The 24457-nt window shown below is 45.9% G+C and carries 18 protein-coding genes; 5 read left to right on the forward strand and 13 right to left on the reverse strand.

From position 1 onward, the window contains the following. The first annotated feature begins 188 nt into the window (after window positions 1-188). On the forward strand, window positions 189-533 hold the full coding sequence (locus QUB12_RS07595) for an NAD(P)H-quinone oxidoreductase subunit M (RefSeq protein ID WP_332954908.1): 345 nt from the start codon (window positions 189-191) through the stop codon (window positions 531-533). A 379-nt stretch (window positions 534-912) separates the two neighbouring features. On the opposite strand, the gene QUB12_RS07600 is transcribed toward QUB12_RS07595, so the two are convergent. Beyond that, entirely contained in the window at window positions 913-1269 is a 357-nt protein-coding gene (locus QUB12_RS07600; protein ID WP_333306255.1) for a hypothetical protein, read from the reverse strand. 1284 nt (window positions 1270-2553) lie between these two features. On the opposite strand from QUB12_RS07600, the gene QUB12_RS07605 reads away from it, so the two are divergent. Both QUB12_RS07605 and QUB12_RS07610 read left to right on the forward strand, forming a co-directional pair. Further along, the gene (locus QUB12_RS07605) at window positions 2554-4869 is read left to right on the forward strand and encodes a protein phosphatase 2C domain-containing protein (RefSeq protein ID WP_333144300.1); all 2316 of its coding nucleotides are present in this window, start codon (window positions 2554-2556) and stop codon (window positions 4867-4869) included. Between the two features lie 162 nt (window positions 4870-5031). Further along, window positions 5032-5754, forward strand: a complete 723-nt coding sequence (locus QUB12_RS07610; protein WP_333144301.1) for a glycosyltransferase family 25 protein — start codon at window positions 5032-5034, stop codon at window positions 5752-5754. Between the two features lie 393 nt (window positions 5755-6147). Here QUB12_RS07610 and QUB12_RS07615 read toward each other — a convergent pair whose 3' ends face one another. From QUB12_RS07615 to QUB12_RS07660, 10 genes are all read right to left on the reverse strand, one after another. Beyond that, a complete protein-coding gene (locus tag QUB12_RS07615) occupies window positions 6148-6513 on the reverse strand; it encodes a DUF1823 family protein (RefSeq protein WP_333144302.1) in 366 nt (121 codons plus the stop codon). Between the two features lie 158 nt (window positions 6514-6671). Then, window positions 6672-7703, reverse strand: coding sequence for a type I glyceraldehyde-3-phosphate dehydrogenase (gap, locus tag QUB12_RS07620; RefSeq protein WP_333306275.1), 1032 nt, complete (start codon window positions 7701-7703; stop codon window positions 6672-6674). A 638-nt stretch (window positions 7704-8341) separates the two neighbouring features. After that, window positions 8342-8653, reverse strand: a complete 312-nt coding sequence (locus tag QUB12_RS07625) for a P-II family nitrogen regulator (protein WP_223300725.1) — start codon at window positions 8651-8653, stop codon at window positions 8342-8344. A 1-nt stretch (window position 8654) separates the two neighbouring features. Then, window positions 8655-9626 carry a sodium-dependent bicarbonate transport family permease gene (locus QUB12_RS07630; RefSeq protein ID WP_333144304.1) on the reverse strand — a complete coding sequence of 324 codons (972 nt, stop codon included), beginning with the start codon at window positions 9624-9626 and terminating at the stop codon, window positions 8655-8657. Between the two features lie 203 nt (window positions 9627-9829). Then, window positions 9830-10564, reverse strand: coding sequence for a glutathione peroxidase (locus tag QUB12_RS07635; RefSeq protein WP_333144305.1), 735 nt, complete (start codon window positions 10562-10564; stop codon window positions 9830-9832). 341 nt (window positions 10565-10905) lie between these two features. Further along, the gene (locus QUB12_RS07640) at window positions 10906-11547 is read right to left on the reverse strand and encodes a Uma2 family endonuclease (RefSeq protein ID WP_333306257.1); all 642 of its coding nucleotides are present in this window, start codon (window positions 11545-11547) and stop codon (window positions 10906-10908) included. Between the two features lie 42 nt (window positions 11548-11589). Next, window positions 11590-13491 carry a tetratricopeptide repeat protein gene (locus QUB12_RS07645; RefSeq protein ID WP_333306259.1) on the reverse strand — a complete coding sequence of 634 codons (1902 nt, stop codon included), beginning with the start codon at window positions 13489-13491 and terminating at the stop codon, window positions 11590-11592. Then, window positions 13484-17575 (reverse strand): tetratricopeptide repeat protein, encoded by a 4092-nt coding sequence (locus tag QUB12_RS07650; RefSeq protein WP_333306261.1) that lies wholly within the window; start codon window positions 17573-17575, stop codon window positions 13484-13486. The genes QUB12_RS07645 and QUB12_RS07650 overlap by 8 nt, the downstream gene beginning before the upstream one ends. Before the next feature lie 24 nt (window positions 17576-17599). Further along, window positions 17600-20431 (reverse strand): tetratricopeptide repeat protein, encoded by a 2832-nt coding sequence (locus QUB12_RS07655; protein WP_333306263.1) that lies wholly within the window; start codon window positions 20429-20431, stop codon window positions 17600-17602. Window positions 20432-20942: 511 nt separating this feature from the next. Continuing rightward, on the reverse strand, window positions 20943-21809 hold the full coding sequence (locus tag QUB12_RS07660; protein ID WP_333306265.1) for a calcium-binding protein: 867 nt from the start codon (window positions 21807-21809) through the stop codon (window positions 20943-20945). An 887-nt stretch (window positions 21810-22696) separates the two neighbouring features. On the opposite strand from QUB12_RS07660, the gene QUB12_RS07665 reads away from it, so the two are divergent. Further along, window positions 22697-23002, forward strand: coding sequence for a transposase (locus QUB12_RS07665; RefSeq protein ID WP_333144311.1), 306 nt, complete (start codon window positions 22697-22699; stop codon window positions 23000-23002). Between the two features lie 7 nt (window positions 23003-23009). Here QUB12_RS07665 and QUB12_RS07670 read toward each other — a convergent pair whose 3' ends face one another. Both QUB12_RS07670 and QUB12_RS07675 read right to left on the reverse strand, forming a co-directional pair. After that, a complete protein-coding gene (locus QUB12_RS07670; RefSeq protein WP_333144312.1) occupies window positions 23010-23147 on the reverse strand; it encodes a hypothetical protein in 138 nt (45 codons plus the stop codon). A gap of 166 nt (window positions 23148-23313) precedes the next feature. Continuing rightward, the gene (locus tag QUB12_RS07675; protein ID WP_333144313.1) at window positions 23314-23493 is read right to left on the reverse strand and encodes a hypothetical protein; all 180 of its coding nucleotides are present in this window, start codon (window positions 23491-23493) and stop codon (window positions 23314-23316) included. 309 nt (window positions 23494-23802) lie between these two features. On the opposite strand from QUB12_RS07675, the gene QUB12_RS07680 reads away from it, so the two are divergent. Further along, window positions 23803-23928 (forward strand): hypothetical protein, encoded by a 126-nt coding sequence (locus QUB12_RS07680; RefSeq protein WP_333146033.1) that lies wholly within the window; start codon window positions 23803-23805, stop codon window positions 23926-23928. Window positions 23929-24457: the final 529 nt, after the last annotated feature.

Raw genomic sequence — 24457 nt, forward strand, 5'->3', positions numbered from 1 at the left:
TTACGAAAGCTTTTGTTTTTAGTCTTGAATTAAGTAGGTCTCAAAACTACCGATTCCAAGTCTTTGCCTTGAAGTCGGAGGGGGAGTGAGATATCCCGATCGATCGCACAACAGGCGACCTACTCTCCTGCAAAGGTCTGTGACCCATTACAATTAATTCAGCAAAAAATCTTTACACATAAGAACTCATGCAGCTCAAGTCAACAACCCGCCATATTCGCATATACACCGCCATCCTCGAAGATAACGAACTCGTCCCCAGCAACGACCTTTTGACCCTCGACATTGACCCAGATAACGAACTTAACTGGAACGACGAGTCTGTCAAACAGGTATATGCCAAATTCGACCAACTCGTAGACGCTTACGAGGGGGAAGATTTGACCGAGTACAACCTCCGCCGTATCGGTTCGGAGTTGGAACACTTGGTACGATCGCTCCTCCAAAAAGGCCAAATCAGCTACAACCTCAACGGCCGCGCTGTTAACTACAGCATGGGCTTGCCTCAAGTTGATTCCAAAGTTCACCTGTAAGGGCGATCGGGCGATCGGCATTTATGTCAAGTTAAGATTGAAACCCATAATAAATGTCGCTTGTAGCTGAGTTTTGAACCCTCCTACTTCTCTTAATTAGGGGAGTACCGCAGGGCGGTTTCATTTTCTTGTAGGGGCCGTGCTACCCCTACTCCCCGTGCCGGCCCTTTTGGTCTGACTGCAGAGCGAATTGTCTAGGTCGGGGGTAGGCACGGGGGCACTACCCCTACAAAAACCTCGTTTTTGGTGAGAATGAAACCGCCCTGGGAGTAGGGGGGAAAAGAGGGTTCTGTTTCCTCTCTCGCTTTGGGGATTGAGGGGGATTTAGACTTGGATACAGAGGAAAGGTGGAGATGGGGAGAATTGAGAAAATCTGCTTTTATTCTTCTTCCTGCTTGTTTCTGACTCCTGACTCCTGACTCCCGGCTTCTTCCTTCTTCCGAGTGCCCTCGGACTTCTCCCCCGCCTCCCCAGCATCAACCGGAGAATTTGGAACGTGATCTCGTTCCAAAAACTGTTTAACTGCGACTTGGCGGTTGGCCATAAACTGACCCCAAGCGCCGGGAAACATCCCATCCAAGGTTTCCACCAGTGCCCAAACCTCAAGATTCATCACTTGGTAATAGAAACTGTGAGAATGTTGAATGCTAGTGAGTATTTCGTCTATTTCAACAGCAGGCGGCAGCTTCGGATCGGGCAAATTCTTGGGAAAGGCGCTGGGTTCATGTGGGTGCATGGTTCAATACTCAACAGCTTGCAGAGGCCGGTCAGTCGATTTGAGATTTTAGATTTGAGATTTTAGATTGATTCCACAGATGAATCTGCGGGCTTGAACTAATATCTAATTTTTTTTGCTCTCCACGACTCCTGTCGGGGGCTTGCGTCCATCAGTCGATTTGAGATTTTAGATTTTAGATTTGAGATTGACTCCAGAGATGAATCTGGGCGCTTGAACTAATATCTAATTTTTTTTGCTGTCCACGATTCCTGTCGGGGGCTGGCATCCGTCAGTTGATTTTAGATTTTAGATTTTAGATTTTAGATTGACTCCACAGATGAATCTGCGGGCCTGTATCCGTCTTTGGGTAGGGTTAAATTTAACTTCTGTTGCGAAACTAGGGTGCGAGGCACAGATGACCCTTCGCGAGAAAACCGAGAAGTGATATTTATTTATACCTGTCGGCTCAGGTGATTTCTACCTAGCTGCATCATACCATTAGAGTTAGTCTAAAATCTCCATTCCCTTGAGTGCTGCGATTTCTTCGGAAATTGCCGCTATCAGGAATATGCTGAAAACAGCGTCAGAAACCTCAGCTATCAGGCGTGAGGCTTGAAAGAGAAATCTAACAGGCCATTCTGACCAGACTAAGCTTTAAATAGCTACGTTATTTAGGTCACGACACCCGCTTGATGCGAAGCTAGTCCCTTGCTCTGTCGCTAGTGGTTAAACAGTCTTAAGGTCACGCTCGACAGTGCTGCTAGCCGGCGCAAGCCTTTATAACTTTGTCGAAGCTAACTTTACCCCAGAAATGGGAGTTTGGGGCAACCATTCCCCAAAAATCGGAGAGGTTGCATAAAATTCCCTCTCCGACCCCGAAAGGGGATTTAATTCAATGTAAAGCCGTCCTATAAGGACGGGGCTTCAGCCCTCCGCTTCGCTCCACCCAGTTTTTTGGTGATTTCAAGCCAATGACTGGGGTGTGGCGCGATCGTCTAACCGTGAAAGCTCATAGCAAGATTCATCCGACCGTCAACAAAATGGTAAACTGTTCGTGTCAGTACAAGACATTAAAACCTACCCCTAGACTGGGGAAAGTCAGATATCACTACGCACACAACAGTGGAAACGTGGTGAGCCCGGAAACCTGAAAAATCAGGAGATTAGGACTGCGAAGTCTTAAGAATCTCCGTCTGTTGAGAAAGCGGGGGTGTCAAATAATCGCCACGTATCAACCCGTCGAGGTTCAATCGCTAAAATAGTTCAGATCAGCACGCTTGCCCCAAGGCGTCAGGAACCCTTATGCAAAACTCTGTGGCAAAACACTACTTATGGGCTTTAGGTGAAGGGATCAAAGGGTGTAAGCCAGGCGATCTGATCGCTGGTCGCTACTTGGTCAAGCGCGATCGACTTCTTGTCGATACTCAACCCGAACACTTGCCGGAACTGCCCGATGAGATTCCGAGTGTTGTCACTCCTTATCTGAGACTGTTTGCCTATCAGTTGCACGTACCTCAAGTATACGGTCTGGTATCGTCCAAGATGAGCAAGCTATCGGGAGATATCTGGCTGCTGGAAAACGTGCCTATTTTGAAGGTGACGGAATCTTTAATGCCGGAATTGGCGGATTCCTGGAAAGGAGCCGCAGCGATGCGCCAACTCAATTGGCTGTGGCAAATAGCCCAGTTGTGGCAGCCGTGTATCGCTCAGGGCGTCGCTTCGACGCTGCTGACTCCCGAACTGCTACGGGTGGAAGGGCAATTGGTGCGGTTTCTGGAATTGCAGCCCGATCGCAAACAGCCTCATTTGTCGCAGTTGGGCAAATTGTGGCAGCAGTGGCTCGAAGATGCTCACCCGGCTATTGCCAATTTTTTGAGGCAACTTTGCCAGCAAATGGTTGCCGGTCAAGTGCGCCACGGCGAACAACTAATGGGCCAGTTGGATAAAGCTTTGGCAAAGTGCGGCCGATTTTACGATCGTCACGTTGAAATTGCCACGGGCACGGATGTAGGCAGATCCCGCGCTCACAACGAAGATGCTTGCTATCCCCCCAGCGGTACGCTGTTGGCAGGAAATCCGGGGGCGGAAGCTTGCGCGATCGTGTGCGACGGTATCGGCGGACAAGACGGCGGCGAAGTCGCTTCGGAAGAAGCAATTGGTGTGCTGCGCGACAAGTTGCAGCAAATGCCCCTGCATCAGGCTAATTGGGACCCGTTGAGCCTGACTTCCAAGCTGGAACGGGCGGCTTGTGCTGCTAACGACAAGATAGCCAGTCGCAACGACAGCGAACACCGCCAAGGCCGCCAGCGGATGGGAACTACGCTAGTTATGGGTTTAGCCCACATTCACGAACTCTACGTCGCCCACGTCGGAGACAGTCGGGCTTACTGGATTACCCGCACCGGCTGCTATCAAGTTACTCTCGATGATAATGTGGCCTGCCGCGAGGTGCGTTTGGGCTACTCTCTCTACCGGGATGCTTTGGAACAAGTGGCCGCCGGAGCTCTGATTCAAGCTTTGGGGATTACTTCGTCCAACACTTTGCACCCGACTGTGCAGCGTTTTCCAGTGGATGAAGACTGCGTTTTGCTGCTGTGTTCCGACGGTTTGAGTGATAAAGACCGGGTTGAGGAATGTTGGGAAGCGGAGATTTTGCCAATTCTCGACGGTAGCATTAGTTTGGCTAAGGCGCGCGATCGACTGATTGAGATTGCTAATACTAGAAACGGTCACGATAACGTCACTGTTGCTTTAATTCACTGTCAAGCACATTTGAGGGAAGACGGCAATACTTTTACAGAACTGTCTGTCGCACCTTTAGATACGCCGATCGAACTAATTTCCGATAGCGAGGATATGCCAACGGATTTGACCGAAAGCACAAGCCTGGGCGAGGGGAATTCTCAAGGAAAAACGCTGTTGTTACCGCCGGAAAAAAGCAAAAGTTTATTTTGGCTGCTGCTGAAAATTTTATTTTTATTAGGGTTGGGGGGTGTATTTGCTTATTTTTTCATCCCTCCGGTGGGTCGCGCGATCGATACTGCCGGGGAGTCGATTTTCGGGAAAGGCGGTTTAATTAAGGCTGGAAGGACGCCGGAGAAAACAGTTGAATCTGTAGCTTCTCCTGTCCAATCTTTAGAAACAGGCTCGTTTATAGAGATTAAAAGTTCTGGGGCTGGGGAATTGGGAAAAGAGGGCGATCGCTTGGATTTGCGAGGCGCAATCGGTGAGTTGACTGTCAAAGGAACAGTCCCAGCCGGCAGCGTTTTGCAGGTGACAAACAAACAGCTTACGCCTCAAGGCAATTGGCTGGAATTGAAAGTTTGTTCGATTCCTGAAATAGTGCGATCGAACTCTCCCAAACCCGAGTCAAATAAAGATTTTTCTACAGTTTCAAAACCGACACTGAATCCATCTCCCGCTGTGGCAAGTCCCACTCCCTCGCCTTCCCCGGTAGTTAAGCCAACAGTTGAAGTAGAAAGCGCCAAGCTGCAACCGGGGGAAATCGGATGGATTCAAGAACAAGCTGCTGTTTCTAAAGTAGTGTCTAACCTAGCCTTAAACCCAACTCAACAGGGGAAATGCGTTGCTTCTGACTCAAATCCCAATGCTAATTAAACTGTTAATAGTACATCCTGCCGAGGTAATTTGAGTAAGTTTAGGAAAATGGAAGATGCAGCTTGCTAAAAATAGAATAGTTTAAGGCAGACACAGACCTAAAATAAAATTTGAGACCGCTCAAGCCGAAGATTCCTCAACTTCTTGATTCGAGATAAAACTATGACGAAAATTACAGACTATTTCCAGGGAGTTTATGCGGTAAATCTCCCTGAAAGGAAAGACCGACGGCAACTCATAGTCAAGGAATTAGAGAAAGCAGGAATGCCCCTCACGCCCAATAAGGTTGAGATATTTCCCGCAATCCGCCCCGACGAAGCAGGAGGTTTCCCCAGCATTGGGGCGAGGGGATGCTTTTCCAGTCATGTAGGTATCCTCAAGCAGGCAAAAGACAAGGGGTTGAGCAATATTTTGATTGTAGAAGACGACCTAGAAATTTCAGCAAAGTTCAGAACAGACCAAGCTGTTATCCTCCAACAACTGTGTCAGCAAGATTGGGATTTCGTCTACTTCGGACACGTCGAAGAGGTTGAACAAAAGTCTCCTGTCGCCCTCGTACCCTTTTCTGGGGGGGTAATGACCACTCATTTTTACGCTGTCAATGGCAGGATTTTCGATCGCCTCCTGCGGTTTCTGGAAGAAGTGCAACACCGACCTCCGGGACATCCCGACGGCGGCCCGATGCACCTCGACGGAGCTTATTCTACTTTCCGATCTCAAAATCCCGATGTTGTCACCTTGATTGCTTCTCCAAACCTGGGGTGGCAAAGGAGTTCCCCTAGTGACATCACTCCTAATTGGTGGGACCGTGTACCTGGGTTGAGGCAATTGGCAGGTGCAGCAAGAACCAGCAAAATAAGGCTGAAGCGTTGGCGATCTAGTTAATTGAATTCGAGTTTAAAATCCTTCGCTTATATCAAATCTGTTAGCACAATCGCCCGGAAAATAATTAATACCAAATCCGGGTTTATTAGTCCCTTTATGAAGGCGGCGGTTGAAACCTTTTGACCTCAAAGTATACACATAAAGTCTGCCGCAGTCCGGTGTCAGGGTTCGGGGTGAGGATGTTGGAATTGGCTGGTTTTAGTGTGTTTTGACTTTCAACAGGCTTAATTTTTGTTAATTAACCGCAGAGGACGCAGAGGACACAGAGAAAGAGAGGAAGAGTTTAATCAAAGTTTCAATCCTTTATAGGGATTTAGGGGTTTTCCTGCCAAAAAATCTCCTATCTCTGTACTTTAACGGTGGCCACAACCGCGCAGCCATCCAAAATTCCTTTTACGCCCCAGATTCGATAAAACCCATCAACCAATTAGCCATCGTCGCCCTGCGAGTCTGTCTCGGCCCGAATTCCCCAATTTTATAGCCTTTAAAGCCCAATTTTTCCTTCAGCAACTGCTTGTTTTCTGGGGGGGTCGATCGAGTCAATTTCACCGTCGCCGGCCTAGAATCGATAAAATCCGGCGGTTCCGGGTACTCTTGCCGCCACTCGGCTGCAACACCTGCACTGTTCCACTTGCCAGTCTCGGCATCCCAGCGGTAGCCCAGATACAGCCAAACTAATCGGTTGACGGCAGCATCGTCGATTTCTTCGTTGAGAATAGCCCAAATAGTTTCGTTATTCAGCGGTGGTAATTCAGACATAAGCGCGATCGAATCGGAAACAAAAAAAGTTTAACTTACATTAGGTAACATTATCAGAAACGGGCAAGATGCCCGTTCCACAAAATATCCTAGGAATTTGTTTGTGGGGAGTAGGGGTTGGGCACGCGAGCCCGCCCAAAATGCCACCCCCAAAAAAATTAATTATTCAAAATTCCGTCTTTCTCGGCCATCGACAGCATTAAGTCAATCACGCGGCTAGAATAACCCCACTCGTTGTCGTACCAGGAAACAACTTTGAAAAACTTAGAATTCAGTTCAATTCCCGCACCTGCATCGAAAATGCTCGATCGCGCGTCGCCCTGAAAATCTGTCGAAACCACCGCATCCTCAGTATATCCAAGAATGCCTTTGAGTTCGCCCTCCGAAGCTTTTTTCATTGCCTCGCAAATTTCTTTATAGCTAGTTTCCTTCGCCGTTTTGAAAGTAAGGTCAACTACAGACACGTCGGGAGTTGGCACCCGCAAAGCCATTCCCGTCAATTTTCCTTTCAATTCTGGCAACACCAAAGTAACAGCTTTTGCTGCACCGGTCGAAGATGGAATAATATTTTGAGCCGCACCGCGTCCTCCCCGCCAATCTTTTTGGCTGGGGCCGTCTACAGTTGGTTGAGTAGCTGTCATTGCGTGAACTGTCGTCATTAAACCTTCTTCCAAGCCGAAGTTATCGTTGATTACTTTGGCAATTGGTGCTAAACAATTCGTCGTACAGCTAGCATTAGAAACAACCGTATCTTTTGTCGGGTCAAATTTGTGGTGGTTGACGCCTACTAGAAAAGTTGGAACTTTTTCCGGGTCTTTTGTCGGTGCTGAAAGTATTACTCGTTTTGCTCCTGCGGTCAAGTGTTTTGATGCGCCTTCAAAATCTGTAAACAATCCGGTAGATTCTACAACATAATCGGCGCTCGTTTTACCCCAAGGCAATTCTGCCGGATTTCTAATCGATGTGCAGGGGATAAATAGTCCGTCAACGACAATCCCGTCTGGTTTGCTTTCAACTTCGCCGTCGTAAATGCCGTGGGTGGAGTCGTATTTGAAAAGATAAGCCAGGTTCTCTGGCGAAACTAAGTCGTTAATGCCGACAAATTGGATGTTGGGGTTTTTGATGCCGGCGCGCATGACTAGCCGTCCGATGCGACCAAATCCGTTGATGCCAACTTTTAATGCAGCCATGTTTAAACTCCTATTGAAAATATCGTTAGTCGATCGGGCGTTAGCGACGCCCGCCCCTACGGGGGCTACGCCAACGAAGAGGATCGCCTGTTGTGGCTTAGAATTTACCACGCTTACGGATTTTTGCAACTGATTCTTTTCTATCTCTTAAGAATTCTGAATTCTGCCCCGGCTGGGAAGGGCAATTAATCCTGAAAAGACCGCTGACTAATGGCTAATGGCTGATTTTTGTCAACTTGTAAAAGTGCTATAATAGACAGAAAATATTTTCAAAATTGCCTTTTTTAAATCAGGCTAAAGTAATAATAAAAAACTTATCCAAAAGGCGAAACGGATTGGCATTCTCACCAGTGGCGATTGTGGGAACCAAAGCCTAGGATGAAAGTCGCAGATACGCGCAAGGACACAGCACTGCCGTGTCCATACACATATGGCGTACAATCTATAGCAATCCTTGCAGGAGTCGTAAATTTTTTACCCCACCCCAACCCTCCCCGAACTCGCGGGGAGGGAGTAAGAAATTCACAAATGATGCGAGGATTGCTATATGTGTAGCTCAAATTTTCCGAATTGGTATAATCACCAATCACTAATGACTAATGACTAATGACTAATTACTAATTACTAATGACTAATGACTACCCGACGCACCTAGTAATTAGCAATTCCACCGCATCTGAAATAAAACACGACCCACCAAATTTATTGAGCACGGGTCTAATGTTTTCTGCAACTGCTGAAACTTGAGCTGGTGAACAAAAAGCAAGCACATAAATGTTATCCAGCGCCGTCATTGATGAATCACGGGAAACGTGATCCCTAGTGCTTTTTCCAGCCACATCACGAATCACCGAATAACCGGGTACGCCAGCTTTGTCTAAACCGTCTAAAATCTTGCCGAGCTCCACTGAGTGGGCTATGATTTCTACTCTTTTGACTGACTCCATCATCTCACCTCCAAAACATATTGATTCCGTATAGATACAGGGGAATGCCTACAATGATATTAAATGGAAATGTCACTGCTAAGGCAGTTGAAATGTAAAGACTTGGATTCGCTTCGGGAACAGTTAGGCGCATGGCTGCTGGTACTGCTATATAAGAAGCACTCGCGCACAATACGGCAAACAGCAAAGTGTCTCCCTGCGGCATTCCGATTAATTTGGCTATTACCAAAGCAATTACTGCGTTGACTATGGGAATTAGGATTGCAAAGCCGATCAGAAAAATTCCTGCTTCTTGCAAATCTTTAATTCTGCTAGCAGCAACCAGCCCCATGTCTAGCAAGAAAAAAGTCAGAACTCCGTAAAACAAGTCTTGAGTAAACGGACTCATAACTTCCCAACCATGTTCTCCTGTCATTATGCCCATAATTAGGCTGCCAATCAGCAGAAAAACTGAACTGTTTAGGAATGCTTCTTGCAACACTTCTGACCAAACTATTTCGCGTTTTCCTTCTTCCCCCCCAAATACACTGACTAGAATCAGACCAACTATAATTGCTGGGGATTCCATTAATGCTAGCGCGGCTACCATGTAACCGTCAAAGTCGATCCCCTGTGCTGTGAGGAAGGAGGTTGCGGTGATAAATGTGACGGCGCTGATGGAACCGTAGGTGGCTGCGATCGCGGCGGCATTGTAGGAGTCGAGTTTGATCCTCAATATGAAAAAAGTATAAACGGGTACGAGCATTGACATCAGCATCGCTGCCAAAATTGTCAGGGCAACTTGCTGGTCAATTCCGCTTTTGGATAGTTCGACGCCGCCTTTAAATCCGATCGCAAACAGCAGGTAGAGCGAAAACAGTTTGGGGATGGGCGCTGGAATTTCTAAATCAGATTTGAGAAAAATTGCCAGCATTCCCATGAAAAAAGCTAATATGGGCGGATTTAAGATATTTGACGCGACTAAACTCAAATCCACGATCGTTCACTCCCCTTTCTTGCGTTTTTAATATTACTTCCCCAGTAATTGTGGCACGAGAATGGATAAATAGACCGATCGAACTAATGACCCGAAAGCTCGATCGGGCTAAATACCCCCAAATACGACAAACGCCCGCGTGCACACCTTACTCGTTGTAAGGTGTGCACGCGGGCACCCGCAATCTAAGTATTTTGGTTTAACTAAGCAACACCCAAATAAGACTCTAGGGCTTCGGAACCACCGATCAACTTGCCGTCGATAAATACTTGCGGCACAGTTGTAGCCCCAGTCATAGCCCGGAGCGATTTGGTTGTGATCTCCCGGCCCAAGACGATTTCTTCATAATCAAAGCCATGTTTACTCAGCAGTGCCTTAGCCTTAGCGCAGAAGGGACAGCCCATTTTTGTAAACAGCGAAACTACCTTCGGCTTGGCTGCTGCGGAGTTAATGTAGTTGAGCATCGTCTCGGCATCGGACACTTTGAAAGGATCGCCCGGTTCATCAGGCTCAATAAACATTTTGTCAACCAAGCCATCTTTTACCAGCATCGAATAACGCCAAGACCGCTTGCCAAAGCCTAAATCTGTTTTGTCTACCAGCATTCCCATGCCTTCGGTAAATTCGCCGTTACCGTCGGGAATTAACGTCACATTGTCTGATTCTTGGTCTTTGGCCCACTCATTCATCACAAAGGTGTCGTTGACGGAAATACAAACGATTTCATCTACGCCGTTTTCTTTGAAAACTTTGGCCAATTCGTTGTAACCGGGGAGGTGCGTTGACGAACAAGTGGGAGTAAAAGCTCCTGGCAGCGAGAAGACCACTACGGTTTTGCCTGCAAATATATCATCGGTGGTGACATCGACCCACTCGTTGTCTTTGCGAGTGCGAAAGGTGACTTTGGGTACTCTTTGACCTTCTTGGTTCGTCAGCATGATTTTAAATTCTTGGGTACTTGGGTTCAATTCCTTTGCTTATTATAGCGTACTCATAACGAGTATGAGTTGTCAAGGGGAGGCGAGTTTTTTTCTCGGACTTGGGCGCGCGCGCGAGCTCAGTTCATTGTCTTTGCGACAGATAGCAGATTTAAAACTTGCTGTTTAACCCTCTTTTGTCACTCTGGAAAATTAAAAATGAGAACCAAATTTTCAACTGTAGATAGATCAAGGATTTGAGCATTTATTTTCTAACAGAATGGCCCAAATCAAGGTTTTTGGTAAAAGCCTTATGATGTAACCATCCCAGATTATTTTCTGCCGAAACTGACAAAAGAGGGTTAAGTAGGTCGGCAATTCTGTCTCCATTCCTTTGCTGCTGCTAACGGGTGAGGATTTTTTACACATTCTGTCAACATATCGATATCAATTCCTGGCAGCAATTCGCTTTGTGTGATTAATTCATAACCGCAGTTGGACACGAATTCAACCGGAATTTCTTCTCGCAAATGGTAGATAGAAAATCGGTCATTTCGCCAGAACCAAACCTCTCGCACATTCAACCTTCTATACAGTTCTAGTTTATTGATGCTGCCACTGGTAACAATCACTTCAATTACCAAATCGGGAAATTCTTTATCTGTGCCAATACAGTAAGCTTCATCCGGTTCCGTACCGCCACGTTTTTCCTCTTGTCGCAGAGTTGTAGACCCAAAAGGGAAATATTCGATGTCAGCTTCTACAAAATAAATAAGCAGCAGATCTCCAATGCGAGTTTTTCTACTTTCATGGCGGCGAGAAGGCGACATAATTTCCAAAACTCCATCTAAATAAGTAACTCGATATCCCGCTGTATCTCCAATCCGATTCAGCAGTGTCTCGTATTGTTCCCAGTTGGCGCTATCGGTAATGTAGCGATCTTCAGGATCTTGGCGTTGGAGTGCTTGTTCCTTAAGTAGCGTATCTAGCTCGATCGTCAGCATCGGTATTACCTCCTTACAAGTTGTTCTAATCTTAGCTCAACTTTATTCCCAATCAAACTCCCTCCCCAAATATTCCTCTAATTCCTGATTGTAAGGTCGGAAATAATCGCTCAACCAATCGCGAACCGATTCATTGACCGGCTGGTAAGAACCGGGATTAGCATTTTGGTATTCAGACAATTGATATTCCGGCAAATCTAAGAATTCTAAAACTTGCTTGACAGTTGTGGCCGCACCTGCATAAAAATCTTCGCTTTTCAAAATTAACAACTGTTCTTGGGGAAAGAAAGTCCGCCAGTTTTTGATAAATTCTATGTACCTACCGCGAGCTAAATAATTCCCCGGTTCCTCGCCGATGATGTATTCTGGATTTTGATTCAACCGTTCAACTTCATCGCTAATTACTCGATCGAGCGATCGCGCTTCCCAATTTAAGTCAGTCAAGCGGTAAAATTGAGAAATCGCCCGATCGACCGGATTTCGCAAAAGTACAATCAGTTTAGCCTCTGGAAACAGGCTGTAGAGTCGTTCCGGTGCTTCCCGACAGTCAAAATAGCTTGGACTTGCTTCGCCAGTTACAAATTCCTCTCCCGAAGGCATTGGGGGAAAATGAGCCAAATACCAATCAATCCCTCTGTCAAAGTGCCACGAGAAAAAATCCATCTCCTTTTTAATCGGAGTCAAAATTCGCGGGTGTTGAGCTAAATAAGTATACAGAGAAGTCGTGCCGCACCGCTGAGAACCAATAATTATAAAGTTAGGAACTTTAACGGCTTTTAAGTTCCAATTTTGTGGAACAGGCAAGATGCCTGTATCTGCTTGTGGAACAGGCAAGATGCCTGTATCTGCTTGTGGAACAGGCATCTTGCCTGTATCTGCTTGTGGAACAGGCATCTTGCCTGTTCTCTTACTGATAAGAGATGCCAAACTTTGTTTGTAACTGACAGTTCGATAAAAATCAATCGCCTCAGCAATTTTACCTTGCCTCGTCAAAGCTTCCCCCAAATTCAGATAAGGCCAAAAAGCCTCCGGTTTAGCTGCAACAACTTCGCGGCACAAGTTCTCAACTTCATCTAGCTTGTTTTGCCTAACAAAAACTTCCCACAAATTGTAATAAAACCACCAAGGAAGATCGGGATTTATTTCTATTGCTTGAAAAAATGCCGCCGCCGCTTCCTCCCAATATTTTTGGTGGCTCAGAACAGCACCTAAATTGTAATAAGACCAGCAATCATCGGGTTTTTGGGCGACTGTTGCGCGAGATGAGGCTAATGCGCTATTGCACTTTTCTTGCTGCTGCAACAACTCCTCTAATTTCGCTGAAACATTACCATAATTAGGCATAGCTGTCAAGAGAGCTTGGTAAAAAATAATTGCGCTTTTTGGGCGATCGTACTTGGCTAAATTCTCTCCTAAGTGCAAATAAAACTCCCAATTTTCCCGTGTAATTTGCAATTGAGATTGTTCTAACACTAAGTTTAAATCCGACTCTGTTTGTCCGAGAGCGTATCCCAACTTCTCGTAAATTCCCGGCAAATCTCCGTCAATTTCAATAGCTTTTAAATACGCGGCGATAGCTTCATCCCACTGTTTGAGTTGAGTTAAAGCGTCGCCTAAATTGCAAAAAGACCAAGCAAAATCCGAGTTGAGTGCAATCTCGCAGCGGTAAGCAGCAGCAGCTTCTTCCCATCGCCGAAGTTTCAGCAAAGCATCGCCCAGATTGTGATAAGACCAAGAAAAATCGGGATTTAACTCAACAGCGTTTTTGTAAGCAGCGACAGCTTCCTCCCATTTTTCAAGTTTCAGCAAAACATCGCCCAAACTGTGATAAGACCACGAAAAATTAGGATTTAATTCAATAGCTTGCTTGTAAACAGCAACAGCCTCATTAAACCGACCGCTTTCTTGCAGAGAATTACCCAGATTGTGGTAGTCATTATCCATGCAAAACTCCTGCAAGATTCATTAATTTTTCCAGCGAGTTCAAATCCACCCGTATATCTTTATGTCCCGGATATTTCTGAGTTTGGTCATCCACCAAATCGCAAAGTAAATAGTAATGTTCCAAAGCGCACAAATTGCTAATCATCCAATAACAATGCGGCACGTAAAGGGGAGAAAAAATCTCAATTACCTTGGTTCCCGGACTGCAAAAAACTAGATTAGTCAACCCCCCTCCGTGAGGTGCGACAACTACTTTAGCAGCAGCTAAACACGATGCTTGTTCCGCTACCGACATAGTTTCCAACTTAACACTGCGAAACCCCAATTTTTCTAAGTATTTAATTACCTCTTCATCATTGACGATTCGCCGATAGGATGCTTGTTGGCGGGTGATATAAATTCGCTCTGAATAGTCTGTGTTTAGTGGCGGTTTTTCATTTAAAAATGTCTGTTTAAGATATTCACACTTCCATTTAGAAACCGCTCCCGCTCCGTCATAAAATATTGACGGAACTATTAATTTATCGGCTGTAATGTGTAAATTGCAGCGACTTTCTAAAAGTTTATCTTGAGGAATTCCTAAAGTCTCTAAAGTTTCGGCTTGGTAGGAAGAATCCGAGGCATTGACAACAAACTTATCTATAGTTTCTATCAATCCGCTCCGCTGCAAAAGGTCAAATCGCGTCATCACATCAAACATCCAATGAAAATAAGCGGCTCCACCCCAGCGAGCCGATAAAAAAGCCACATTTCCATCGACGTGTTCAGCGGGAGGCAATTTGTCGGAAGTGATTACCAATTCAGAACAGCCCATTGAAATATCAGTAACAAGTTTATTGTCTGAAGTAATGACGGCGGTAGTCACAACATCTGCCCAAGCTCGTCCGTTTGGCAATACGGCAACAAAAGCTTTTCTGGAATGACTTTGATGTTCCCAAAATCTGCGGCTGCTGTCGATTGTTTTGGAATCAGATAAATTGATTTGACTCGCAGGATGGATGTCAATGCAGGTGAGGTGCGGATTGGATTCTGCTGCAACGGTCAAATCTTCTGTAAACCCACAGTATTTTTTGAGAATACTTAAGGGTAAGATTAGATTGCTGTATTCTCCCCGATCGCTCTCATTGACTTCTCCTTGTTGTTCCAGAGCATAACCTATGTTATCGTAAACTTCAAACAAATCGGGTTTAATTTGCAGGGCTTGAACTAAATTAGTGATTGCAGGTTCCCACTGCTGTTTAGCCATTAAACTCAAACCCAATCCTTCGTAACACCAACAGGATTTTGGATCGAGATTGATACCTTTTTCATAAATGGCGCTCGCCCTTTCCAATTCCCCTTGCTTCCGCAGTGCATCACCAAATTTTTTGTACAGCCAACTATGCTGAGATTCTAGCTCAATAGCACCACCAAAAGCCGCTGCTGCTTCGGGCCAATTTTCTTGTAATTCCAGAACTTCTCCCAAACTATTGTACAACCAACAATCATCGGGATTTAATTCAATAGCTTTGCGGTAAGCCGCCGCCGCTTCTTCCCAGTTTTCCAATGCAATCAAAGCCTTACCTAATCTGTCGTAAGACCAACAAAAATCGGGATTCAGTTCAACTAACTTGCGGTAAGCAACAGCAGCTTCCTCCCACTCAGAAAGCTCCATCAGCACATCGCCTAAATTGTTGTAAGTCCAACAAAAATCGGGATTTAACTCAATAGCTTTGCGGTAAGCAACAGTGGCTTCCTCGTGTTCCTCCATCGCCTGCAAAGTTTCCCCCAAAAAGTGGTAAGACCAACTAAAATTAGGGTTGAGTGCGATAGCCCGTTGGTAAGCTGCCCGAGCTTCGTCAAACAGTTCTTTCTCTTGCAGAGCTTTACCCAAATTGTGGTAAGTTAAGTAGTTGCCCGACTTAATTTTAATAGCTGTTTGATAGCGGGCGATCGCCTCATCCAAATAACCGGAATTCGCCGCAATCTCCCCCAACTTTTCCCAACCCAGAGACAACAGAGTTTGCTCGGCGCCCAAACTTTGATTGCCGATTTTTTTAACAATCAGTTGATAGCCTTTGTGTACTACTTCTAACTGACTTCCCAACATCTCCAAAAAAACATCTATCCCAATTTTAGTATCTTGCTCCGGGCTGTCGGGAAACGTAAACTCGTAATCGTCAAAAATCATCAATCCCCCAACTTTCACCAACCTCCAAGATAAAATCGCATCTTGCAGAGCACTTGTGGGTTTGTGACAGCCGTCAATGTAAGCAACATCGTAATATTCCGAAGTCAAATTCACTAACAAATCTTGAGAGTAACCTTCTAATTCAATTACCCGATCTGCTGCTCCCGTTTTAACAATATTGCCTTTAAAATGTTGTTGGAAATACAAATCAATACAAGTAATCTTTGCCGTCGGATGAGTTAAAATATTATCCAGCAGCCAGCAAGCCGACATTCCCTGAAAACTGCCAATTTCCACAACTTGAAAATCCGCAATTCCGGTAAATTCCTGCAAATGCCGTTGCCAAATAGGAATATTGTGGGTAAACCAATCTTGGGTAAATTGATAATCTTTCGCCGCACACTCAGGCCAACCCCTCAATTCTGCCGCTTTTTGGTGGCAAATAATTGCTTCTTCTAATTCCCCTAATTGCGGTAAAATATTTCCTAAATCGTTGTAAGGCTGAGCATTGCTCGGAGCGATTTCTATTTGGCGACGGTAAGTGGCAATTTGTGCGTATAACTCCTGTTGTTTCGCCCGAACATCATTGAGTTGGGCGACAACTTCCGCAGCATTGGGTTCAATTTGCAGTGCCATGCTATAAAATACGATCGCACCTTCAAGCTGCTTCTGTTTCGCTAAACTATTGCCTAAATTTATATAAAACTCTGCTCCATCTAACTCAATTCCCAGCAATTTGTGGTAAATTTTCCCGCTTGCAAGTACCTCGATACCTTGACAATAAGTTTGGATTGTGCTGTCTAAGTCCGATTCGCTTCGCTTCCGCAAAACATATCCCAACCTCTGATTGATCCCCGTCAAATTCGGCTCAATCTGAACCGCGTGCAGGTAAGCGCTAACAGCTTCATCCCAGGATTGTTCGCAGGTGAAGGCAATTCCCAAATTGACATAAAACCAAGGGATATTTGGATTTATTTCAATAGCTTTGCGGTAGCAACTAATAGCTTCGGGCCACAGTTGTTTTTGAGCCAAAGCGTCTCCTAAGCAATTGTATGTCCAGTAGGAATTATCATTAATTTCCAGAGCCTGACGGTAACATTTAATGGCTGCATCAAAGTCGCGTTTTTGCGCGAAAACATTACCTAAACCCACGTAAGCACGAGCGTAGTTGGGATTGAGTTCGAGGCTTTTGCGGTAACAGGCGATCGCCCGATCCAATTCTCCTCGCTCCGCCCAAGTTTTACCCAAACTGTGGTAAGATTCAAAAAAAATTGGATTGATGGCAATCGCTTGTCGGTAATTGGCGATCGCCTCATCCCACCGCTTCTGGCCAACCAGCATTTCCCCCAAATTGTGATAAGCTGTTGCCAGTTGCGGGTTTAACTTAATTGCGCGCGAATAACACTCCATAGCGCGATCGCACTTTCCCAATTCCACCAAACTATTTCCCAGAGTCACGTACTCCTCAGCCGTTGCCCAATTCGGCTCAATATTAAAAGCTTGATACCAACAGTCTGCCGCCTCTTCTCGCTTCTCTAACTGCGTCCAAATTCTCGCCAACTGGCGGTAAACAGCAGCAAAATTCGGTACTAAAGAAATCGCTTTTTCACAAGTGGCGATCGCCTTTTCCCACTGTTTTTCTTGAGAATACAAAATGCCGAGATTAGCATAAACTTCCGGCAAATTTGGATTGCGATCGATCGCCCTTTCATACCACTGCTTAGCTTGCTCGATTTCACCTCGAACCTGCATCACCTTTCCCAGCGTCTGACACGCTGCCGCCAAATTCGGTTCAATTTTCAACGCTGACTCGCAAGCCGCAACTGCCTCATTCAACTTTCCTTCGGCGAAATAAACTTCTGCTTGCCGACTCAAATCAACCGCTGCCTTTTCCATCTTCTCAATCAAGGGCATAATTAAACTTACTCCAGACACCAACTAACCCAAACCCACCACCTCAACCATCTTTTTCAGCGAACTCAAGTTCACTAAAATATCCTCAGTCAGCGAATTCTGATACATCAACTGTCTAATAGGATAGCATTCAAAAGCCTCGCCCGCTAAAAAGTAATGTTCCAACTGCAAATATTGACTGATTCCCCAGTAATAATGGCTGATATAGTGAGGCGACACCAACTCAATTACTTTAGTTCCCTGGCTACAAAAAATCGTATTTGTCAAGCCGCTGCCGTGGGCGGCAACTATTACCTCAGCGTGGAAAAAATGAGCAATTTGCTCTGCCAAAGACATCGACTCAGGTAAAAGAGAAACAAACCCAAATTTCTCCAACACCTCAACCACATCTTCCTCGTTCAAAACTCGTCGGTATCTTGCTTTGCTGCGGCTGATATAAATGCGTTTGGGATAGCTCGAACTAGGTATAATTCCCTTGAGAAACTCCCGCCTCAAAAAATCCATCGCCCACCCAGAAGCCCAGCCCAAATATCCCGCAAAAGACGGCACAATTAACTCGGTTGCTTGAAGATGAGGCACGCGATCGCTCTCCAAGACTTTCTCTTCGGGAATGCCCAGAATTCTCAGACTTTCCCGCTGAAATTGGTGCTGACAACTATTGACCAAAAACCAATCAATCTCCGCCAAATCCCTACCGCTGAGCCGCAGCAATTCTATCCTCGGCAAAACATCAACCATCCAGTGAAAATAGACATTTCCCGACAAACCAGAAAGCACCGCCACCCTGCCGTCAATTTGCTTTAAAGCTGGAAATGATTCTAACTGAAAAACGCTGTGTTTTCTAACATCATGCTTTTCGCATCCCGGCAAAAACCCCGGATAATCTCTCGACACATCAGCCAACAAATAATTGTCTGGAGTAATTACAGCTATCGCCTTGCAAATCAGCCAATAATTTTCCTGTGGCACAATCCAAACTCGCCCGTTAGGAATTGCAGCCACAAAAGTCTTGGGCGACTCCACAGGTATCGGTTGCGAGTTGGACAAACGACAAACTCCCCAACCCAAATGCACCGGATCGAACCACTTAGAAAGTCGCTGCAAACACAGCCCGCAAGTTAACCCGGTACAATCGGAATTTGCCAATTTGGAATTGGATCTCGCAAATTGGGAATTCGGAATATTTTCTGCACTTGCTTCTGGTGCAGGCTTCCAAAATATTTCCACATAATTCTCTGAATCCAACTTAGCATTAACCAGCCAATCCCAGCTCGATAAATAAATAGCGTGAGGAGGTTTTATAGAAGTGCTATCAGGCCAGATAAAGCTCTGTTTTTTCCACTTTTTCTGCTCCCCATACCCGTGCAATTGCAACTCTAAAACTTTTTGATAATAATCGAGCGCCCGTTCCCAGCGCCCCTCTTTTTCCAGCAGTTTAGCCAACTCAAAATAAACCTGCGGTAAAGCAGGTTGAATCGTCAAAGCCATGCGGTAAACTGCAATTGCTGCAACGAACCGCTTTTGCTGGGCTAAGGAATTTCCCACCCGCCAGTAAATCTCTGCATTCTGTGGTTGAATTTGCAAAGCTTTTTGATAATAAGCGGCGGCAGATTCGTGCCCGCCGTACTCTGTTAAAGCATTTCCCAAATGCAGGTATATTTCTGCTAAATAATCGCAAATTTCAGCAACAGGTAATTCGCAAGCTGCACTTGACAAATATCTAGCCACACCATCTTTTTTATTTACTTTTAAATCAGTTAAATCCGTGACATCCGTGACATCCGTTACATCCGTTACATCCGCTACAAAATCCGTTGCCGAACTTCCCATCAATGCTGTGAGAAATCGATCGCACGCAGCGATCGCCCTTGACAATTCATCATCATCTACCGCCGCCACTCTGCGCCTGTCTCCTAAGCGGCAGTAAGCTTCAACAAAATCAGGCTTCAGAGCTATCGCCCGCTGAAAATAAGGCATGGCTTCAGCAATTTTGCCCAAAACCATCAAAGAAAACCCGGCGTCTGTATAGCCTGAAATATAGTCGGAATTAATCTCGATCGCGCGATCGAAACAAGCAAGCGCCGCCGAATGTTCCCCCTGTAATTGCCACGCTTTCCCCAGATTGTAGTGAGCCAAAACCATGTCCGGCTCCAACTCAATAGCTGTGAGGTAAGATGCGATCGCCCGATCGGGACTTTTGTCCAGGAAGGCTTGACCCAAATTATTGTGCAGCGTCGCCCAATCCGGCTTAATCTCGATCGCCCGCTGGTAAACTTCGATCGCCTCAGCCGCGCGATCGTCCTTTAGCAAAATCACACCCAGATTGCTGTAAGCTTTCACGTAATCCGGCGCCACGGCAATCACCTGTCGGTAGGTATCCATTGCCGCTTCGAGCTGACTATTTTCATCTAAAACCACAGCCAGATTGTATAAAGCATCAAGATAATCCGGTTTTTGGGCGATCGCATTTCGGTAACAGTCGATCGCCCCCAACAAATTACCCTGCTTGTGAAAAACATTTCCCAAGTTATAATGAACTTCTGCCCAATCTGGTTTCAAATCCAGAGCTTGTCGGTAGTGAAAAACCGCCTCATCCAGCCACGCATAGTCGCTGTAAAGTTGACCCAAATAAGCATGAGCCAGAAAAAACTGGGGCGAAATCTCCAAAGCTTGCACAAAAGCGTCTCTTGCCGCCGTCGGATCGCCTTGAGCTTCGAGAATTTCGCCTAAAGTCGTGTAAGCCGAGGGCGAAAACGGTTGAAGTTCGATCGCCTTTTTGCAAAACTCGATCGCCTCAGTTAACTTCCCCCGGTTCAAATAAATTTGGGCTTGCCGGATATATTCTTCAGTGCTCATTGCTCGCGGTGCAGTTGCGGTTTCTTTACCGCTTCAGTAAAACCTAGAAATTCTGATTTAAAAACTTTGTATTTATATTTCAATACGCTTGCGTTAAAAATATTTATTCCGGGCGATATCCCTTGCAGCATCCCTGGTTGTTGGGCGACGCAAGAGTAAGTTCTTGTCCCACCCTTGTAGGGGCGGTGCCCCCGTGCCCGCCCTAGGCGCCGGGGCGATGCCCCCGTGCCTCCCCCTTGTAGGGGCGGTGCCCCCGTGCCCGCCCTAGGCGCCGGGGGGATCGACCTTAACCCAAGCGTATTGATTTATATTTTTCCCCATCGGGCGATCGATTAATTTTATCAATAACTGTCGATCTATTTTTTTTAACTGCCCCTGCTTCACTTCCTGCATTGAATATTTCAACCTCACCCCGCTTGTAGCAGAGTGAGGTTGAAATCCTTTAAAACTACCGGCTTTGTGAGAACAGCCCCGAATCTTATCCGATGCCGCCCCACAACAGCCAATTGTTTTAGAACAACTCGAAGCTGTTCGAGGTAATTGTCAGGTTAGGCTGCAACTGAGCAACAGTTAGCACTCCGTTGCTGCCGTTGAAGAACAACTTACCGCTTGTTGGGTCGTAGACCAACTTGTTCGTCGTGGCTGCTCCTGGAGTAGCTTCGTTGAAACCAGAAACGACGACAAACTCGCTCGCCTCGAACGTGCTGCCCAAACCCGCGAACACACCGCCCTGCTTCAAGCGGATCTTATCTTCGCCTGGGGTAAAGTCAGTGATCGTGTCTACGCCGAAATCGCCACCACCAGCACTCGCGAAGTAGAACGTATCGCTGCCAGCACCGCCCGTCAGCACATCACTTCCTCTGTCCCCAGAGATAAAGTCATTGCCACCGCCACCATTGACAGTATCGTTGCCTTTACCGCCGTATAAAGACTCGTTGCCGTCGCCGCCGACGACAGTATCGCTGCCTTCGTTGCCGTAGAGAACGTTGCTGCCCGATCCGCCGATTACGATGTCGTTGCCCTTATCGCCGAGTAAGGTGTCATTCCCATCACCGCCATTTACGAGGTCATCCCCTTTACCAGCAAAGATCAATTCATCGCCGCTGCCGCCAGCCACAGTATCCGCGCCCGAACCAGAAACGATGATCTCGTTCCCGTCGCCACCGCCGATATTGTCATTCCCGCCACCGGAAAAAACGATGTCGTTGCCACCGCCAGCGGCGATGACATCAGCGCCCGCAAAAGTCTGGATGAGATCGCTGCCGGGGCCGCCGATCAATCTGTTATCGCCTTGGATGCCGATAATGGTTGAGCCACCGCCACCGACACCACCTGGTAGTGAACTTGCTGGTGTTGTTGGATTTGTTACCTGTGTCATTTACACTCCTCCTAAAAGATCAATCATTTTTCTACAATACACTTTTCCCTCCAAAGGGATTCAATAAATGAAACCGGACATCGGTTGAGACCCTAATTGACCCGGCTGCTATAAGCTGTCATGTAATTTAAATTGTCAGCAGCGAGCCTCGGAGCGCGAGTTGAATCCTGTATTCGTTGAGCAGCAAATCTCGGTTGTTTCCTGCTTTTGACTCTCGACTCCACCACTGCCTCCTCTAACACGAAAATATTCCACTTAAACGTTTGCGAGTTTACCATAATGACCGTCGGTGTGGCTAGTCATTATTAAAACAATAGCCGGAAGATACACAGAGACCATTTTTAATGGGAGTATGCTCTCAAGATTGAGAACTTGCACCGGGCCCGCGGGCACTGTCATCGCCGGAGAGTTCGATCGCCCGCAATGGGGCTGGAACTGAGCTGCGACTTCTTTTAAGTACACTGTTGTTGACTTGACTTTTGATTTTCGCCAATAGTTCCCCAGAAATCAAAATTTTTTAGCTGGCTTTGAAAGCAAGTCGGCGCACGCTGGAGGCCGGATTCAATCACAAGTGCATCCCAACACAGTCCCTGACGGACTTTTGAGCCTCATCACCTTGATGTTTCCCGCCAAATCCCTCACGATCAATGTAGGATTTTGGCTAAAAAACCCAGTTTTTCAACCCCTCTCCGTCATTTCAACCATGAGCCGCATCCATCCGCCAAATCCGACAATGCAGCGATCTTCTTTTGGTGAAGTTGGGATGAACGGTTGGCCGGTAGATTTGTGACGGTACTGTCACTATATTTTAGATTTTAGATTTTAGATTTTAGATTTTAGATTTAGTCCACAGATGAATCTGGGAACTGGAACTAGCATCTAAAATTTTGGGCTGCTGGCGACTCCTGCTCCAGTTATGGGTTGGCGCAATTGTAGGTATGGATAATTTACCTATTTATAATGCTGAAGCCGTCAATTTTTTGATGGTATCTATCGGAGCAAAGGTAAAATTTTTACCTCGATACTCGCCGGATTTATCTCCGATAGAGTTGTCTTGGGCAAAAATCAAAGCGATTTTCCCTTCTCAAGCATATCCACCTTCAAATGTTCTTGATGAAGGGATTAATAAAGCTATTAATGCTTTTACTGATGAAAATGCTTACCCATCCTTTCATCACTCTGGTCTCTTTTGAGAACCCATTAAACAGTTAATTTTTGTAGTACATCCGATGGGATCATCTCAATATTTGTAAAAACACTTCTTCTGGCTCCTTCTTTCTTCCTATTTCCTCCTGCCTCCTGCCTCCCAACTCCAATTTCTAGGTTGGCTGCTTTCATTGATGTGCTCCCCATTCGAGCGCTAATACCTCTGAGTGAAACTATTTACTTTTTAGCCCATAGTTTTTTACTAATTGTTGTTAACTTCGAGCTGATCGTTAACGATTAGCAAATTTTCCGAAATTTAATTCGGCATTAATTGAGAGAAAATCTCTACTATTTATTCCTAGCGGTGTGCTGCTAGTTGGGCTGGTGACGCGTTGGAATTGCTCTGGCTATCGTACCTGTAGATTTGAGCGTCACTCTCGAAAATATAATTGATGGAAGTAGCTGCATAGTATGCCAGCGCTAGCAGCGACAATAGATTAAGAACTCTATAAATTGGTTTCTCAGATACTTCGTTCATTTGGACTCCTACTTTTTATGAAATAACGAATTTGGATACCGTGACGGCGCTTTTTTTTAGAAGTTCCCAAACATCTCGCACCTCTAAAAAATTAGCTGGATGCCGTTATACACTCCTGAGACCCGATCGCCCAAAATAAGTCGTACTTGAGATTTGAAACAGTTTTTGTTGCCTATTTCATATTGCAGTCTCTGCCTTTAATTGTCTATCTAACTGCGGTAAGAGTTAGGCATTTGGGGCGCAATCGAACTCTACAATTTCCTGTTTAGAGCTGCTACGATTTGAATAAAGGGAGCTGGAAAAGGTTAAATGGCAAAGATCCTAGCTGTTTTTCCACGCCTCGCCAGGATTTTCCCACCTTCGATTAATGGTACGCAGTGGCCGGAGGTAATGAAAATTCTTAAGTTTGTCACCGGCAGGCGAAAATATGTCTGAAGTTATATTTTTACAAGCAACAAGCCATGTTACATTACATATGAATTTTGAGCTTGGTTGAGGTGGTAAATAATTTTTGGGTAAAAAAATGTTGTGGTCGCTGTCCGATAATTTGAGTCCGACAATTTTGCCTGAACAATTTTAACTGAGCCACACCATTAAATCACGGTTTGACAGAAGAAAATTGACAGAAGAAAATTAGGCATCAGTCGATTGGAGACTTCGGCGTGAGACGTTCAGCGAGGGCTGAGTCAATCTCGCTTAGTTGAACGATTGGAGATTTGAGATTTATTCCACAGATGAATCTGAGATATTCAACAAGAGCCTAAAATTTTGGGCTGCTGCCGACTCCTGTGGGAAACTTGTATCCGTTTTTGGGCGCAGGGCGGTTTCATTCTCACCAAAAACATGAATTTTGTAGGGGTAGTGCCCCCGTGCCTACCCTCCCCATCAGTGCCCCCGTGCCTACCCTCCCCATCAGTGCCCCCGTGCCTACCCTCCCCATCAGTGCCCCCGTGCCTACCCTCCC

Origin of the sequence: Microcoleus sp. B7-D4 (genome assembly GCF_036705125.1) — a bacterium.
Taxonomy (GTDB): domain Bacteria; phylum Cyanobacteriota; class Cyanobacteriia; order Cyanobacteriales; family Microcoleaceae; genus Microcoleus.

Excerpts from the sequence above, each read along its gene's own strand:
- QUB12_RS07625 (WP_223300725.1), bottom strand. The coding sequence starts at position 8,653 with ATGATGGAGTCAGTCAAAAGAGTAGAAATCATAGCCCACTCAGTGGAG.
- QUB12_RS07650 (WP_333306261.1), bottom strand. The coding sequence starts at position 17,575 with ATGCCCTTGATTGAGAAGATGGAAAAGGCAGCGGTTGATTTGAGTCGG.
- QUB12_RS07670 (WP_333144312.1), bottom strand. The coding sequence starts at position 23,147 with ATGAAAGCAGCCAACCTAGAAATTGGAGTTGGGAGGCAGGAGGCAGGA.
- QUB12_RS07600 (WP_333306255.1), bottom strand. The coding sequence starts at position 1,269 with ATGCACCCACATGAACCCAGCGCCTTTCCCAAGAATTTGCCCGATCCG.
- QUB12_RS07680 (WP_333146033.1), top strand. The coding sequence starts at position 23,803 with ATGGCAAAGATCCTAGCTGTTTTTCCACGCCTCGCCAGGATTTTCCCA.
- QUB12_RS07660 (WP_333306265.1), bottom strand. The coding sequence starts at position 21,809 with ATGACACAGGTAACAAATCCAACAACACCAGCAAGTTCACTACCAGGT.
- QUB12_RS07635 (WP_333144305.1), bottom strand. The coding sequence starts at position 10,564 with ATGCTGACGAACCAAGAAGGTCAAAGAGTACCCAAAGTCACCTTTCGC.
- QUB12_RS07640 (WP_333306257.1), bottom strand. The coding sequence starts at position 11,547 with ATGCTGACGATCGAGCTAGATACGCTACTTAAGGAACAAGCACTCCAA.
- QUB12_RS07615 (WP_333144302.1), bottom strand. The coding sequence starts at position 6,513 with ATGTCTGAATTACCACCGCTGAATAACGAAACTATTTGGGCTATTCTC.
- gap (WP_333306275.1), bottom strand. The coding sequence starts at position 7,703 with ATGGCTGCATTAAAAGTTGGCATCAACGGATTTGGTCGCATCGGACGG.
- QUB12_RS07605 (WP_333144300.1), top strand. The coding sequence starts at position 2,554 with ATGCAAAACTCTGTGGCAAAACACTACTTATGGGCTTTAGGTGAAGGG.
- QUB12_RS07610 (WP_333144301.1), top strand. The coding sequence starts at position 5,032 with ATGACGAAAATTACAGACTATTTCCAGGGAGTTTATGCGGTAAATCTC.
- QUB12_RS07675 (WP_333144313.1), bottom strand. The coding sequence starts at position 23,493 with ATGAACGAAGTATCTGAGAAACCAATTTATAGAGTTCTTAATCTATTG.
- QUB12_RS07645 (WP_333306259.1), bottom strand. The coding sequence starts at position 13,491 with ATGGATAATGACTACCACAATCTGGGTAATTCTCTGCAAGAAAGCGGT.
- QUB12_RS07595 (WP_332954908.1), top strand. The coding sequence starts at position 189 with ATGCAGCTCAAGTCAACAACCCGCCATATTCGCATATACACCGCCATC.
- QUB12_RS07655 (WP_333306263.1), bottom strand. The coding sequence starts at position 20,431 with ATGAGCACTGAAGAATATATCCGGCAAGCCCAAATTTATTTGAACCGG.